The 16,947-nt window shown below is 29.8% G+C and carries 13 protein-coding genes; 4 read left to right on the plus strand and 9 right to left on the minus strand.

What is annotated here, in order from left to right:
* Positions 1-425: 425 nt before the first annotated feature.
* The 3 genes from EG240_RS09585 to EG240_RS09595 form a co-directional block, all read right to left on the minus strand.
* Positions 426-3,188 carry a bifunctional aconitate hydratase 2/2-methylisocitrate dehydratase gene (locus EG240_RS09585; RefSeq protein WP_125019178.1) on the minus strand — a complete coding sequence of 921 codons (2,763 nt, stop codon included), beginning with the start codon at positions 3,186-3,188 and terminating at the stop codon, positions 426-428.
* A gap of 358 nt (positions 3,189-3,546) precedes the next feature.
* Positions 3,547-4,914, minus strand: coding sequence for a peptidylprolyl isomerase (locus tag EG240_RS09590; RefSeq protein WP_125019179.1), 1,368 nt, complete (start codon positions 4,912-4,914; stop codon positions 3,547-3,549).
* A 91-nt stretch (positions 4,915-5,005) separates the two neighbouring features.
* On the minus strand, positions 5,006-6,961 hold the full coding sequence (locus EG240_RS09595) for a peptidylprolyl isomerase (RefSeq protein WP_125019180.1): 1,956 nt from the start codon (positions 6,959-6,961) through the stop codon (positions 5,006-5,008).
* Between the two features lie 180 nt (positions 6,962-7,141).
* Here EG240_RS09595 and EG240_RS09600 point away from each other — a divergent pair, with 180 nt between their 5' ends.
* Together EG240_RS09600 and EG240_RS09605 are read left to right on the plus strand one after the other, a co-directional pair.
* Positions 7,142-8,734, plus strand: coding sequence for a peptide chain release factor 3 (locus EG240_RS09600; RefSeq protein ID WP_125019181.1), 1,593 nt, complete (start codon positions 7,142-7,144; stop codon positions 8,732-8,734).
* A gap of 14 nt (positions 8,735-8,748) precedes the next feature.
* On the plus strand, positions 8,749-9,324 hold the full coding sequence (locus tag EG240_RS09605) for a hypothetical protein (protein ID WP_125019182.1): 576 nt from the start codon (positions 8,749-8,751) through the stop codon (positions 9,322-9,324).
* A gap of 161 nt (positions 9,325-9,485) precedes the next feature.
* Here EG240_RS09605 and EG240_RS09610 read toward each other — a convergent pair whose 3' ends face one another.
* The 6 genes from EG240_RS09610 to EG240_RS09635 all read right to left on the minus strand — a co-directional run bounded on the left by EG240_RS09610 (position 9,486) and on the right by EG240_RS09635 (position 14,906).
* Positions 9,486-9,857 (minus strand): hypothetical protein, encoded by a 372-nt coding sequence (locus EG240_RS09610; RefSeq protein WP_125019183.1) that lies wholly within the window; start codon positions 9,855-9,857, stop codon positions 9,486-9,488.
* A 62-nt stretch (positions 9,858-9,919) separates the two neighbouring features.
* Positions 9,920-10,372, minus strand: coding sequence for a PepSY-like domain-containing protein (locus EG240_RS09615; protein WP_125019184.1), 453 nt, complete (start codon positions 10,370-10,372; stop codon positions 9,920-9,922).
* A gap of 55 nt (positions 10,373-10,427) precedes the next feature.
* Positions 10,428-11,711, minus strand: coding sequence for a sensor histidine kinase (locus EG240_RS09620; RefSeq protein ID WP_125019185.1), 1,284 nt, complete (start codon positions 11,709-11,711; stop codon positions 10,428-10,430).
* A 1-nt stretch (position 11,712) separates the two neighbouring features.
* Positions 11,713-12,384: a response regulator transcription factor gene (locus tag EG240_RS09625; protein WP_125019186.1), complete on the minus strand. Its 672-nt coding sequence runs from the start codon at positions 12,382-12,384 to the stop codon at positions 11,713-11,715.
* A gap of 86 nt (positions 12,385-12,470) precedes the next feature.
* Positions 12,471-14,231 (minus strand): AMP-dependent synthetase/ligase, encoded by a 1,761-nt coding sequence (locus EG240_RS09630; RefSeq protein WP_125019187.1) that lies wholly within the window; start codon positions 14,229-14,231, stop codon positions 12,471-12,473.
* A 90-nt stretch (positions 14,232-14,321) separates the two neighbouring features.
* Entirely contained in the window at positions 14,322-14,906 is a 585-nt protein-coding gene (locus EG240_RS09635) for an NUDIX hydrolase (RefSeq protein ID WP_125019188.1), read from the minus strand.
* Positions 14,907-15,855: 949 nt separating this feature from the next.
* Between EG240_RS09635 and pyrE the strand changes: the two genes are divergently transcribed.
* Entirely contained in the window at positions 15,856-16,497 is a 642-nt protein-coding gene (pyrE, locus tag EG240_RS09640) for an orotate phosphoribosyltransferase (protein ID WP_125019189.1), read from the plus strand.
* A gap of 18 nt (positions 16,498-16,515) precedes the next feature.
* Complete coding sequence (locus EG240_RS09645) at positions 16,516-16,908, plus strand: SRPBCC family protein (RefSeq protein ID WP_125019190.1); 393 nt, start codon at positions 16,516-16,518, stop codon at positions 16,906-16,908.
* Positions 16,909-16,947 lie beyond the last annotated feature (39 nt).

Raw genomic sequence — 16,947 nt, forward strand, 5'->3', positions numbered from 1 at the left:
AATGTAGATTTTTTTGAACAATAAAAATATAATCTTACATCAATCAAGTACGCAGCAGCGATGGTAGTGGTTAGCCCACAGTGTGTTTTTTTTCAAAAAACACACGAGGACTAGAAACGAACAGCGCGGTGCTTTAGCAGCTGCCCAAAGAAGTCGAAAAGTCTGAAAGTCTGAAAGTCTGAAAGTTCTGAAGTCGTAATATTTAAAAATCATCTGTGCATCTGTGGTATAAAAGAAAATTTTGAAAGCTTTTCATTAGAAAACTTTTAGGCAAGAGTTGAACAACTCCTAAGCAAGAGTTAGTCAACTTATGCGCAAGAGTTAAACAACTCCTAAGCAAGTGTTTGATAACTTTTAGTTTGTATAAATAAAAACGAGGTAACCTTTGCAGATTACCTCGTTTGGTATTTATGAATTTCTAGAAATTACTTTGTAGAAATCGGTTTGAATTTTGTTAAGTTGATTCCTTCAACTGCTGCTTTGTATTCTTCGATAGAAGGCATACGTCCTAAGATTGCAGAAAGTACAACTACTGGAGTTGATGCTAATAAAGACTCACCTTTTTTACCATCTCTGTCCTCTACTACACGTCCTTGGAATAAACGAGTTGATGTAGCTAAAACAGTATCTCCTTTTTCTGCTTTCTCTTGGTTACCCATACATAAGTTACAACCAGGGCGCTCTAAGTACATGATGTTTTCATATTCTGTACGAGCTGTAGATTTTGGTAACGCATCAGAAAACTCAAATCCTGAGTATTTTTGTAAGTATTCCCAATCTCCTTCTGCTTTTAACTCATCGATGATGTTGTAAGTTGGTGCAGCAACAACTAATGGTGCGTTGAATTTAACTTCACCTTGTTGTTTTTCGATGTTTTTCAACATTTGAGAAACGATTTTTAAATCGTCTTTGTGAACCATACAAGAACCTACGAATCCTAAATCTACTTTTTTATCGTTTCCGTAGAAAGATAATTCACGGATTGTATCGTGTGTATAACGTTTAGAAACATCAGCATTGTTTACGTCTGGATCTGCGATCATTGGCTCTTCAATTAAATCTAAATCGATAACTACCTCAGCGTAATATTTAGCATTTGCATCTGGAGTTAAAGCTGGTTTCTCACCTGATTTAATTTCCTCGATACGTTTGTTAGCTTTGTTGATTAATCCTTGTAAAACCGCATTTTTGTTATCCATACCTTTATCAATCATGATTTGGATACGAGATTTAGCAATTTCTAAAGATTCGATTAAAGTATCGTCTTGAGAAATACAGATAGATGCTTTTGCTTTCATTTCTGCAGTCCAATCCGTAAATGTAAACGCTTGATCTGCTAATAAAGTTCCGATATGAACTTCGATAATACGACCTTGGAATACGTTTTCTCCGTCAAATTGTTTCAACATTTGAGATTGCGTTGCATGAACTACATCACGGAAATCCATGTGTTGTTTCATTTCTCCTTTGAAGGTAACTTTTACAGATTCTGGAATTGGCATAGAAGCTTCACCAGTTGCTAAAGCTAAAGCTACAGTTCCTGAATCGGCACCGAAAGCAACACCTTTAGACATACGTGTATGTGAATCACCACCAATGATGATTGCCCACTCATCAATTGTGATATCGTTTAATACTTTGTGGATAACGTCAGTCATTGAATGATATTCCCCTTTAGGGTCACGTGCAGTAATTACACCGAAATCATTCATAAACTTCATTAATTTAGGGATGTTAGCTTGCGCTTTTTTGTCCCAAACTGAAGCAGTGTGACATCCTGATTGGTAAGCTCCGTCAACGATTGGAGAAATAACAGTAGCTGCCATAGATTCTAATTCTTGCGCTGTCATTAATCCTGTTGTATCTTGAGATCCAACGATGTTTACTTCTACACGAACGTCTGAACCTGCATGTAAAACTTTTCCTTCTGCAACACCAACTGCATTTTTGTTGAAGATTTTTTCAACAGCAGTTAATCCTTGTCCTTCGATAGAAACTTCTTTTGAAGGAGCGAAAACTACAGGAGCCGTAACACCTAAAGTTTTAGCTGCAAATGTTTGAATTTTTTTACCAAAAACGATAGCGTAAGAACCACCCGCTTTGATAAATTCCATTTTTTGTGGAGTTAAAGCCTTAGAGATATCGATTAATTCTTGATCTCCGTTGTATAACTTTTTCTCTCTTGTATTGATAGTTAAAACAGTTCCTGTTGCAACTGAATAAACTTCTTCTAAGATTGGGTCACCAGCTTCGTTACGAACAACGTTTCCGTTTTCGTCCGTTTTCTTAACCCAGTTTTTTAAATCAATTCCAATACCTCCAGTTACATCAACTGTAGTTAAGAAGATAGGAGAAATTCCGTTTGTACCTGCTACGATTGGAGCGATGTTTACGAATGGAATATATGGAGAAGCTTGTTTACCTGTCCATAAAGCCACATTATTAACACCTGACATACGAGAAGATCCAACTCCCATTGTTCCTTTTTCTGCGATTAACATTACAGAAGCTTCTGGATGTTTAGCTTGTAAAGCTTTAATCTCTTCTTGAGCTGCTGGAGTAATCATACATTTTCCGTGTAATTCACGGTCAGAACGAGAGTGTGCTTGGTTTCCAGGAGAAAGTAAATCTGTAGAAATATCACCTTCAGCAGCGATATAAGTAACTACTTTGATTTCTTCTGCAACAGCTGGTAATTCAGTAAAGAATTCTGCTTTAGCATAACTTTCTAAGATTTCTTTTGCTGTTTCGTTACCTGCGTGGAAAGCCACTTTTAAACGATCCATATCTGCATCATACAAGAAAACCTGAGTTTTTAAAACTTTAGCTGCTTGTTTAGCGATTTCTACATCATTACCTAAAGCTAAATCTAAAAGAACTTCAATAGAAGGTCCACCTTTCATATGAGATAATAACTCAAAAGCGAAAGTTGGTGTAATTTCAGCAACCGTTTCTTGCCCTAAAATAATTTCTTTTAAAAATTCAGCTTTAACACCAGCTGCAGGTGTTGTACCAGGCAAAGTGTTGTAAACAAAAAACTGAATTGAATCTGTTCTGTTTGGATTTGCTGTATCTTTAATTTGAGCGATAATTTCGCTTAATAATTCGGCACCGTCAATTGGTTTAGGGTGTAACCCTTGCCCTTTTCTTTCTTCGATTTCGTTAAGATAATCCGTGTAAAGGTTCATAGTTTTGTTTATTGTTTATTTTGGTCAAATATAAATTCTAAACGACCGTTAGTTTATTTATTTTATTTTCTATAAATCAAAATAACACATAAATAGAATAAGTTGTTTTTATGTATTTATTTTGATTGGACAAAATTATAAAAAGTAATTGAGATTTAAAAATTTTTAATAAAACCTTAATTTAAAAGAATTATTATTTGTATTCATTCTATTTCAATAGTTTTAATTCAATATTTTCAGAACCTTAATTATCGAAAATTAAAAATTTTATTGTTTTTTTATCTATTAGACATTTAAATCATATTCAAACTGATAATATAAAAAAAGTCACCATAATTAAATGATGACTTTTCTGTATTTATTTTATCCAATTTGCTGATAATTCACAATTTTGATAAAAATCTGCAATTTTAACATAGGTATCTTTAATACTATTTTTAATCCATTTATCAACCGCTTCTTTCTTTTTATTTCTCAAAGCTACTTCACGGATTTTCATGTAATCTAAATTGTAATCCGCTGGATGTTCGTCATACATTGATGTTACTTGAATCATTCTGTAATATTCTCCAGGAGCACCCGGACGATCTGCGACAAACTTCGGAAGTGAAACTTCATTAAGTTCTAAATTAGAAACCATTGAATAAAATACTGGATCTTCAATTCTGTTAATTTCAAATTTAGTATCTCCAGTAGAAGGATTAGTAACCAAACCTCCATTTAACTTATTTTCCTTTCTATCTGTAACAGCTAAAGCAGCTTCAGCAAATGTCATTTCTTTATTTAGGATACTAAGTCTAATTTTATCTATTTTCTCTTTAGCTTCAACTACAGCTTCAGCACTTGGTTTTGGAGAAATCAGAATGTGACGAAGAGTTAATTTTGGTCCTTCGATTTTTTCCAAAAATATAATATGGTATCCATACTCAGTTTCAAATGGCATCGAAATCTCACCTTCTCTTAAACTGAAAGCCATTTCTTTAAATTCCTTCACAAATGGATCTTTCTTTGTCATTGTCATTAAACCTCCAGTAGCTAAAGAACCTGTATCTTCTGAATAAGCTATGGCTTTGTTATGAAAACTTGAACCGTATTGGATTACATCATTTCTGATTTCGTTTAAACGATCAATTACTTTTTGTTTTTCTGCTTTCGATATTTCTGGTTTAACAATAATCTCTGCTAACTCAACTTCTTTTCCAACAACTGGTAAATCATCTTTTGGAATAGCATTATAAAAACGTTTAACTTCTTCTGGAGAGATTTGAATATCTTTTACAATTTCATTTTGCATCGCATCTCCAAGCTTATTGGTCTTAACGATATCGAAAAAGAATGCTCTAAATTCTTCATACGATTTTTTGTTATATGCTTTCAATGTGTTATCCAAAGTCCCATATTGTTCAACCATTCGATCTACTTGAGTATCAATAAAAGTATTTACCTCAACATCGGTAACAACCAAACTATCTTGTATAGCTTGATGTGCCATTAACTTACTATCTAAAAGAATATTAAGAAAATAGCATTTAGATTTATCAGAAACGTCAACTCCATTTGCTTTAGCTTGAATATAACCTTGCGCAATATCAGATTCCAAAATAAAATGTTCTCCAACAACTGCAATTACACCATCAACACGTTTTTTTTCTTGAGCGGAAAGTGTATTTGTCACTAACCCAAAGAATACTGCAATAAGAGCAGTATTTTTATTAATTAAATTCATATTCTATTTCTTAATTCTTTTTCAGTTTGAATAATGTACAAAGATACACGAGGATTTGGTTTCTTAACTTGTTTTTTGATTTTATTAAGAATTAATTCTGCTTATATTTTGATTTTAGTTGATTTAATATAGGTTTATTAATTTCAATCTTTGCATTTTCTTTTAAATCGTTTATCCATTGATTCTCAAAAACTTGCTGATATTCATAAATCACATTTTGTTTTGCATCTTCTAATTCCAAGGTTTTTTCTGGGAAATATGCATCTGCAACTACAAAATAATACTTACCATCTTGTTCAAAGATTTCAGAAACACCTTCTCTTAAAACATAATTTTGCGGAAGATTTTTATTATTCTTTTCGAATTTACCTTTTCTAGAAACTAATAAATTCACATCAAGCATTCCGTTAATTTCTTCAGGTTTTTTACCTAAATTTTTAGAAATAAATTTCTGAGCTTTCTTAATATCAGCTTTCTTTTCAGCTTCATAAACGGTTCCATTTATAGCTTCGTTTTGATAAAATTTATTCAAGTTTGTTTTATAGAAATCTGTGTAACCAAGTGTATCGTTCTTTACTTTTTGCCAGATTTCAGTTTCCATTAAATCAAACAAAAGCAATCCTTCCTTAAACTCTTTAGTTGTATTTTTAAATTCTGGAAATTCATTTTCTAAATTATTATTGTAATAATCTAATATTTTTTCAGAAACAAAATCATTATAAACATGATCAATTCCATTTACAATTGGAGTAATTGCAGCAAAATTAACGCCTTTCTTAGTTATAAATTCAGAGAAATCTTTTTCAGATATTTTTTGATCTGCGAATTTTGCTAACTCATTATTCGTTTTTAATCCTTTTAGGTATTCAGGCTTAGTAACATTCTTTTCTACAAATTTCACAAAACCAGAATAGTTTTTATTATTCTCCTTGTAATTATATTTCTTTTTTAAATGTGCAACCAATTGTTCATTTATAATTCGAGAACGAGAATCTGATTGTACTTTTTGTTTGTAAAAAAACTTTCTTTCATCGAATGTTGGTATCTTTTCTTCAGAAACCAATTTTACAATATGCCATCCATGCTGACTTTTGAATGGTTTTGAATAATCTTCAGCTTTCTTCAATTTATAAACTTCATCATCTAAATTATCAATTGAAATAACTCCTGGATCATAATTTCCGAATTTTCCACCATTTGCTTTACTGGTCGTATCATCGGAAAATTGCATAACTAAATCTTCGAATTTTTCACCATTCTGAAGTTTTGCATAAATATCGTCCATGATTAACTTGTTCGGGTCAACCAAAGCTACATCTTCTTTATTTTGAATAAAAATCTGAGCAACAGTTTGTTTTCCTCGACGCAAACGTTTGTCATCAACCTTTATTAAATGATATCCAAATTGCGAACGAATTGGCATTGAAACTTGACCAACCGGCGTGTTGTAAGCTCCTGTTTCAAAAGGATAAACCATTCTCAAAACAGAAAAATATCCTAAATCACCTTTATTTGTCTTTGCAGAAGGATCTTCAGAAAATTCGACAGCAGCTTCACCAAAATCTTTTCCGTTTACAATTTGGTTTCGAATATCCATCGCTTTATTATAAGCTTTTAAAGAATCTGCTGGAGTTACAAATTCATCAGCTAAAACGATAATATGAGAAGCCTTAATTTCATACAAAGAACGCTCATAAGCTTCTTTTGCCAAACGCTCAAGTGTTTCTTCATTAGTTAAATATTGTTCAGCTAATTGTTTACGATGTGAATCAAACTCATTAATATGAGCAGCTCTTTTATCTAAACCCAAATCATAAGCTTTAGCTACTTTTAATTTATAAAGAACAAATAAGTCTAAATAATTTTCGATATTTTTTTGTTGATCATCCTTTATAAGATCTAAATTTTTGGTATATATACGTTCAAACTCACCAACTGTAAAAGGTACACCGTTAATTTTTAAAAGTTCGTCAGAAGCATTTTGTGCATTTCCGTTAAAAGAAACAAATCCGAATAACGAAAAATATACAAGTGATTTTAAGTTCATAATTCTTTATTTTAAAAAACTAAATTAATTATTCTTAACAAAAATAACAATTTCAAAATTCTATTTCTACCCAAAAAACATACTTAACAAAATATTATCGCTTTTTTATCCAAATCTGCTTTGAAAGTGTTTATTATCTGAAATAAAAAGTACTATTTTTGCAGTCCTAATTACAAGATAATGAGTTTTAAAAACGAAATATTACGCAGAAGAACTTTTGGAGTTATTGCCCATCCAGATGCTGGTAAAACTACTTTGACAGAAAAATTATTATTATTTGGTGGAGCAATTCAAGAAGCTGGAGCCGTTAAAAGTAATAAAATTAAAAAGGGAGCAACTTCCGATTTCATGGAAATTGAGCGTCAAAGAGGAATTTCTGTTGCAACTTCTGTTTTAGCTTTTAATTATAAAGATAAGAAAATAAACATTTTAGACACACCTGGTCACAAGGATTTTGCTGAAGATACTTTTAGAACTTTAACTGCTGTAGATTCGGTTATTGTTGTAGTTGACGTTGCAAAAGGTGTTGAGGAACAAACTGAAAAACTAGTTGAAGTTTGTAGAATGCGTAACATCCCGATGATTGTTTTCATTAACAAATTAGATCGTGAAGGAAAAGATGCTTTTGAATTACTTGATGAAGTTGAACAAAAATTAGGTTTGCGAGTAGCTCCACTTTCTTTCCCAATCGGAATGGGATACGATTTTAAAGGAATTTATAATATTTGGGAAAAGAATATTAACCTTTTTTCTGATGATAGTCGTAAAAATATTGAAGATGTAATCACGGTTTCTGATTTACAATCTGAAGAATTAGATCAGTTGATTGGTGAAAAACCAGCAAATCGTTTACGTGAAGAATTAGAATTATTAGAAGAGGTTTATCCAGCTTTTAATAGAGATGAATATATCAATGGAGATTTACAGCCTGTTTTCTTTGGATCTGCCTTAAATAACTTTGGTGTTCGAGAGCTTTTAGATTGTTTTATTGAAATTGCACCTTCACCTCGTGCTAAAGAATCTGACACACGTTTGGTTCAACCAGATGAAACTAAATTTTCTGGATTTGTATTTAAGATTCACGCAAACATGGATCCAAAACACCGTGATCGTTTAGCGTTTATCAAAATTGTTTCTGGAACATTTGAAAGAAACAAACCTTATATGCACGTTCGTTTAGGAAAGAATTTAAAATTCTCTTCTCCAAATGCATTCTTTGCTGAGAAAAAAGAAATTGTAGATATTTCTTATGCAGGAGATATTGTTGGATTACATGATACTGGAAACTTTAAAATTGGAGATACTTTAACTGAAGGAGAAATTATGAATTACAAAGGAATTCCGAGTTTCTCTCCAGAACATTTCCGTTATGTTAATAATGCCGATCCAATGAAATCTAAACAATTAGAAAAAGGTGTTGATCAATTAATGGATGAAGGAGTTGCTCAGTTATTTACTTTGGAGATGAATGGTCGTAAAATCATCGGAACTGTTGGAGCTCTACAATACGAAGTTATTCAATATCGTTTGGAACATGAATATGGTGCTAAATGTACTTATGAAAATTTTCCAGCTTTTAAAGCTTGTTGGGTTCGACCAGAAGATCCAAAAAATGAAGAATTTGCCGAATTTAAGCGTGTAAAACAAAAATTCTTAGCTAAAGATAAATCAGGACAATTGGTTTTCTTAGCAGATTCAGAGTTTTCGATTCAAATGACGCAGAGTAAATATCCTTCAGTTAAGTTAGATTACGTTTCTGAACGAATTTTATAAATATTGTTATTTAAATGAAATATATATCAATTTTATTTTTGTTTTTTATAACAATTCAAAATCCAATCTATTCTCAAGAAAAAGGAGACAAAGCTAGACTTGTTTTATACAGTTCATTAACAGACACTTTAAAGGTAAATGTTAAAAATGCGTATCCGTTCGGATTAAATTTTGATGCAGCTAGTTCATATGCTGGCGGAAAAGTTTATTTTTTTGAAAACGCAAAACGTATAAAACGTAAAGCAAATGAAATTAAATATTTAGAATTTAAAGATCGACAAGGAAAACTGAGAAGATATACTTTCAATCCGAGATTAGAAATGTCTAATGTTTCTGAAATATTAGTTTCTGGGAAAATTAATTTGTTTTTAAACGTAAGTTTGGTAGGAATTTCAAATCGAAGCGCCATTCGTTTTCTTGAGAAAGAAGATGAAATAATTCCTTTTAATGGTTTTAATAAACCTAAGAAATTAAGAGAAAATCTAATCAGAATGATGTCTGATGAACCTGAACTTCAAAAAAGGTTGGAAAATTCTAAACTTGAAGATCACGAAATCCTTGCAATCATAAAAGAATACAATAGTTTATAAACAAAAAACGACCATAAGGTCGTTTTTTGTTTACTATAAATAATAGAGTTTAATTTTTTATAAGTTTTTCGGTATGCGTTTTCCCGTATGAATAAAAAATAACAAAACACATCTTTCTACTATTAATAATCGTTTAGAAATAGTAACTTCAATTCAAAAATTTAATTCAAAAACAGAGGGAAATCACCAAATAAATCTTCATTTTCATCATCATCATAATCATTAATGGAAACATCGGAACTAGCAAAATAGTGATCTAGTTCTTCTTCTGTTATCTTATTAATTTCAATAATATTTAATCGTTCGTTTTCTATTTTTGTGTACAATTCAATTAATTTTAAAACATTCACATCTTTAGTATTTTCGAACATTCTTATATTAAAATTAAAAATTTCTCCCGATTCAAAATTCTCGCGAAGCATTGGAAATTCGTTATGTGAAGCTAAATTCAAAATTTGAGCGAATAAATTCCCCGAAGCTTCTTCTAAAAACAAAACCGTTTTGATTAGAAATTCTCTATATGAATCGTCCATTTTTTTATTTTCAAGATACAAAAAAAGCAGACATATAAAAGTCTGCTTAAAAATTATTTATTTTAATCGTCAATTCGTTTAAAATTTCCATCAGAATCAAATTCTAAATCTAAATCGTTCGAAAGTTCTACATCGTATTTCCATCTACTTTTTTCAATTTTTTTGATGCTTGTATTTGGAAAACTTTTAGTGCAATAATTTAAAATTTTGTTAGGAATAACTGATGATTTAATTCCTTTAGTTTTATTCGAAATTTCTTTCCAATTTCCGTTTTTATTAAACTCAATTTCAGTTCCGTCAGATAAAGCAACTTTATATTCATCAATTACTAGAAATTCTTCTTCTTTAATTACATAGCTAACGGTTTCGTTTTTGAAATGCTGTTTGATGAATGAGTTGGCATTTTCTGGTAATTCATTCACTTGAATTGTAGTCTTTTGAGCTGAAGCAGAAATCGAAAATCCGAAGATACAAATCAATAATAAAACGGTGTTTTTTAAATTTAAAGTTTTCATATTTTCTCTTTTTAAAAATTTATACTACAAAATTCTATAATGATTTTGGAAAGATTTAGGAATTTGAAGAAACTACTTTAAATTGGTGAAAATTCTTACTAAAGTGATATTGGATTTGCAAATCAGGATGTTGTTTTACAATTGATTGAACAATAGAAAGTCCAAGTCCGGTTGAAGTTTCATCTGCTCCTGATTTATAAAATCGATTGAAAATATAATTTGGATTCAAAGCAATATGATTTCCTGAATTTGAAATTTGAAAGGCATTTTCTGAAATGATTACAACAATTTTCTTTTCATTTCCAATATACTTAATGGCATTTCGAAGCAAATTAGAAATCAAAATTTCAATCAAATATAAATTTGCATTAGTTTCAAATTGCGCTTTTTCATCGACTGAAACATTAATATCTTTATACGAAAGAATATCTTCAAAATCTTGAAGAACGGTTTTAAAAACAACGTTCCAATTTACCAAAACTTTTTCATCAAACTGATTATTATCAATTTTAGAAAGCATTAAAAGTGACTTATTTAAACTTTTCATTCGTTTTAAAGAACTTTTTATTTCTATAAATTGCTTTTGAGTTTTATTGTCCAAATCTTCATTTTCCAGTAGAAAATCAATTTTACTCAACGAAATCGCTAACGGTGTTTGCAATTCGTGAGAAGCATTTTCGATAAAATTTTTCTGAGTCAAAAAAGTATGTTCATTACGTTCAACCAAGGTTTGAATTTCATTTTGTAACTCATAAAATTCCATTATTTTCTGATTATTTTCAACAAGCGTTCGCTTATTTCCAAATTGGTATTGATTCATTCGTTTTAAAATATCATAAAACGGAGACCAAGCTCTATCCAAAACAATTTTGTTTATGAAGAAAATCCCAACAATAATAAAAACGTAAAGTACAAAAAGTGCAATTAACAAATTGATTCCAAAATCATCTTCTTCAACAGTTGATGTCCGAATTTCGAGTTTTCTAAAACCTCCATCTTTATCAATAAAACCAGTAGTTAAAATACGATAAGGTTCATTTTCACCATCGTATTCCATAAAAAACATTTTGTTTTCAAATTTATTCAATGGTTGATATTGAATTGAATCTACTTGAGTAATTCGAAATTGATTTAAACCAAATTCAGTAGTATTTAAAACCGATTCATCAATAAAAGCTTGTCGAATGATTTGAATTTTTTGATCTTTTAATCCATCATCAATATTGTCATTAACCTCATCCAAAATGAAAGCATAAAAAATTCCAGACCAAATAGCGATTACACCCAAAAGTGCAATAATTAAATATTTTAAGGTGTAATATTTTAATGAAATACGCATTTTAAACTAATTTATATCCTATACCGTAAACTGCCTGAAAATCTATTTCAGCATTACTTTGCTTTAATTTTTTTCGCAAATTTTTAATTTGAGAATAAATAAAATCAAAACTATCCGCATCTTCAATATGGTCGCCCCAAATACTTTCTGCAAGTGTTGTTTTTTGAAGGGTTTTCCCAGGTCGAATCATAAAATAATACAACATATCATATTCTTTACGATTTAAATTTATCAGAACATCGTTTACAAAAACATTTCGGTCTTCAGGATTAATTTTCACATTCTTAAAAATAATATATTTTTCACCGTGTTGATTATTTCTTCGAATTGCAGAATTGATTCTTGCGTGTAATTCTGCCAAATGGAAAGGTTTTGCTAAATAATCATCAGCACCTAAATTCAAACCTTCAACTTTATCATCGACAGAATCCTTTGCAGAAACAATAATCACAGCATCTTGTTTATGAAGTTTTTTAATTTCACGAAGCAAATCCATTCCACTTCCATCAGGTAAATTTATATCTAACAAAATACAATCATAATCAAACCCGATAATTTTATCTAAAGCAGAAGCATAATTATTCGCAAATTCTACCAAATATTTTTCCTTTTCTAACGATTGTTGAACCACTTTTTGTAATTCAATTTCATCTTCAACAATTAATATTTTCATCTTAATGGAGTTTAGATAACAAACTTATCTTTAAAATTAGGAATGATTTGGGAATAAAAAAACCTTTCTTTTCAGAAAGGCAATTTTTAAGCATATATTTTATTATATAGTGATTTATATTTTTCTAAAATCACTTTTCGTTTCATTTTCAAAGTTGGCGTTAATTCGCCTGTTTCAATCGAAAATTCATTCAAAACAAGTTCAAAACGTTTGATTTGTTCCCAATTACCGAAATAAACATTCATTTTATTTACTTCTTCCTGAATTTTATTTATAACAATTTCATTAGCAAAAAAAGCTTCCTTTTCTAAATTATAAAAATCAAATCCATTTGTTTTTGCCCAATCTTTCAAATTAATAAACGAAGGAACAATTAAAGCGGCAGGAAACTTCTGCCCGTCGCCAATTACCATCATTTGTTCAATAAAAGGAGATTCGACAAACTTACTTTCAATTTGTTGCGGTACAACATATTTACCACCAGATGTTTTGAACATTTCTTTTTTACGATCAATAATTTTCAAATATTTACCATCAATCCATTGTCCAATATCACCTGTAGAAAGCCAGCCATCTTTTAAAACTTGGGCTGTTGCTACAGGATTTTTGTAATAACCTTGCATAATATTATCTCCTTTTGCAAGAATTTCTCCGTCTTCAGCAAGTTTAATTTCAATATTAATTAACGGAACACCAACCGTTCCAATTTTCATTCCACGTTTGTAACAATTTACAGACAAACAAGGTCCTGCTTCGGTTAATCCATAACCTTCAAAAATTGGAATTCCCGCAGCTAAATACAATCGAATTAACTTTTGTTGAAGTGCAGCACTTCCAGATGCGATTCCTAAAATTTCTCCGCCAATTGCATCCTTCCATTTAGAAAAAATCAATTTACGAGCAATGCTCAATTTAAAATCGTACCAAGCCGAGCGATTTTCAAGTTCATAAGTTTCACCAAGTGCAACGGCCCAAAAAAACAATTTTCTTTTAATACCGGTTAATTGTTCACCAGCAGCCATAATTTTTTCATAAACTTTTTCCAATACACGAGGAACAGCTGAGAAAATATGAGGTTTTACTTCTTTCATATCTGCACCAATCGTATCTAAAGAACCCGCAAAATAAATCGTTAAACCTTTAAACATATAAACGTAATGAAAAACACGTTCGTAAGCGTGACAAACTGGTAAAAATGTCAAGGCACGTTGTCCCTCACCTACCGGAAATGAATATTCGCTACTCATTACATCGGCTAATAAATTTTTATGCGAAAGCATTACACCTTTTGGATTTCCGGTTGTACCCGAAGTATAAATCAATGTTGCTAAATCATCCGTTTGAACAGCATTTACTCTTTGTTCAACTTCGGTTTGATTTGAATTAGATTCTAATTTTAAAAATGAATTCCAACTTGGAATATTTGAGTATTCATTTATGGTGAAAATATCTTTTAATTCAGGTGTTTCACTTTTAATATTAGATATTTTTTCAAAAAGAACATCTGAACTTACAAAACATAGTTTTATTGAAGCGTCATCGAATATAAACTTATAATCCTTTTCAGAAATATTCGGATAAATTGCCACAACCACCGCTCCTACTTGCTGAATCGCAAAATCAAGTGCGTTCCATTCCCAACGATTTTCAGAAATCAATCCGATTTTATCGTCTGGCTGAACTCCATAAGCAATTAAAGCACGAGAAATCTGATTTACTTTTTCAATAAATTCAAGTGTTGGAAGCGTGTTCCAATTATCTTCAAATTTTAATCCGAAAATATCTATGTGCGGATATTTTGCATTTTGATAATACAGTAAATCAAAAACTCTTAAAGGCTTATTCATTTATCGATGATTTTATTTTTACAAATTTCAAGTGTTTCAACTACTAAAAGTATGATATTTATCTTGAAATTACATTTAATTACTTGTTAATTATTCAAAAAGCAATTTTATATTTTCATAAGAATTTTCTAAAACAGCAGGAATTTCTTCTGGTTTCAACCAAACCACTTTTTCAATTCCTTCTTCAAGCTGACCTGCTAACGGACCTTCATAATCCGTAAACATTTCAAACCAATGGCTGATTTTTAATTTATATTCGCCATTGCGCTTAAAAATATGATATGTTTTCTGAAGCTTTTGAACAATTTTCAGATTTTTACATCCAGTTTCTTCTTCAACTTCACGAATCGAAGTTTCTTCAATCGTTTCATTTTTTTCGATTCCGCCTTTAGGTAAATCCCATTTTCCGTTTCTATAAATAAAAAGAATTTCACCTTTAGCGTTTTTTACTAAACCACCACCAGCTTTATTTACAGGGATTTTTTCTTTTAGTTTCTTTAAAATTTCTTTTTCATCAGGATGATACAAGATGGCTTTATCAATTTTATTTTGATAGTATTTAAGAATAATTTTATTGATGTCAGCACTTTCTAACAAGAAAAGTTGAAAATCGGTTTCTTTTTCAATCTCATTTGTCAAAAAAAGTGGTTTGTCGTTGATAAAAACTTTATACATTTTTTATATTGATTTTCAATCATTAAAACAATAAAAAACAACTCTTTATAAACTAATGTAAAAAAGCAATTGAGTTTAGAATTATAACAATTACGGCATTTATTTAAAGACCGCAAGTTGCAAAAAGTATTTTAAATATAAATAAATTTAATGATTTTAAATCGAAAATTATCAAATGTATAAATCCTATTTCATTTCACTTTTTATTGATAAATATATAGATTGTGATTTGGAGACTTCTAAAAAAAAAAACGGAATTCAGTATTGAACTCCGTATAACATATCAAATTATAAATTTATTCTTCAATAAGATCAAATAAATTTTTTAACGAATTAAGATTAAATAACCTTTTTACATAATAAATAATCTTGAGACAATTCGCTAAGTTACTTAAAGAGATCTTTAAATTTTTTTTAAAAAAAACAATTACAGATTTAATAAAATTTAATTTTAATAATTTAAGAAGTAATTCATTTCTTTGGAATTCATTTTTCATTATAATTAATGTTAACCTTATCGGTAACACTAATGTACAAAAAATTTAAACACAATAAAACAATCGCTTTTAATAGTTTACAAAAGAAATAATTTAATACAATAACAATCAACTACTTGGTGTTTTTTAAAATTTATAAAAGCTTACAAAATTTTTACACCAAAAGCTTTAATAAATAAATATTTTATGCAATACTAACAGTTAAAATCCTTTAAAAAAACAACACTTTAGACAAATTCGATTTAAAATTATTAAGAAGTATTTTAAATGTTATTTTTATATTTATAGACAATAAAAATTGGAAAGAAATTAAATTAAATATGTTTTTCAGTTCTTAGTTGCATTAAATAACGAAAATGTGCTATTTTTGAATAATCAAATAATATTCTGTAAAAACAAACAATAATCAATTAATTGATTGGTTTTAATTAATTGAAATAGAAATAAAATAAATGATTTTTAACAACAACACAGCACAGAAAACAGCCGAATTGCTTTTAGAAATAAACGCAATTAAATTAAATCCTAAAAGTCCTTTTACTTGGGCTTCTGGATGGAAATCGCCAATATATTGCGACAATCGCATAACACTTTCATTTCCAGAAGTTAGAAAATTTCTTAAAGATGAATTCGCTACAAATATAGTTGAGAAATTTGGTAAACCAGATGTAATCGCTGGAGTTGCTACCGGGGCCATCGGAATTGGTTTGTTGGTTGCAGAAGCTCTTGATTTACCTTTTGTTTATGTGAGACCAGAAGCTAAAAAGCACGGTCGTCAAAACCAAATTGAAGGTTATTTTGAAGCAGGTCAATCAGTTGTAGTAGTTGAAGATTTAATTAGTACCGGAAAAAGTAGTTTACAAGCTGTTGAAGCTTTAAATGCTGGTGGCGCTAATATTTTAGGAATGGCAGCAATTTTCACTTACGGATTTGATGTTGCTTCTGAAAACTTCAAAAATGCTGGAATTGAATTGATGACTTTAAGTAATTATCCTACTTTGTTAAAAACAGCAATTGCTAAAAATTACATTGCAGAAGAAGATCACGAAACTTTGAAAATTTGGAGTTCGAATCCTTCTGAATGGGGAATTTAATCAACAAAACAATAAATTATGAATTTAGAAAGTTCTAAAGTTACCGTTTCAAAATCGGCAGAATATCTTTTCAATGCCTTATTAGATATCAAAAATTTTGAAAAATTAATGCCAGAAAATATCGCTAAATTTGAAGTAATTGATGACAACTGCTTTATGTTTGCTTTATCTGGAATGCCAGAAATTAAATTAGTGAAAAAAGAATCACATCCAAATTCTAAAGTAGTTTTAGGTGCTGCAAGTAGTAAGTTACCTTTTACTTTAACTGCTAATATTGGAGAAATTTCTGAGAATGAAAGCTCTGTAAAATTAGATTTCGAAGGTGAATTTAACGCTATGATGGCAATGATGATCAAAGGTCCAATCAGTAAATTTATTGAGACTTTAGCAACTAATATGAACAAATTATAATACTAAAAAAGCTTTTCTTTCGAAAAGCTTTTTTAGTAT

The sequence above is a fragment of the Paenimyroides tangerinum genome (assembly GCF_003865405.1).
Taxonomy (GTDB): Bacteria; Bacteroidota; Bacteroidia; order Flavobacteriales; family Flavobacteriaceae; genus Flavobacterium; species Flavobacterium tangerinum.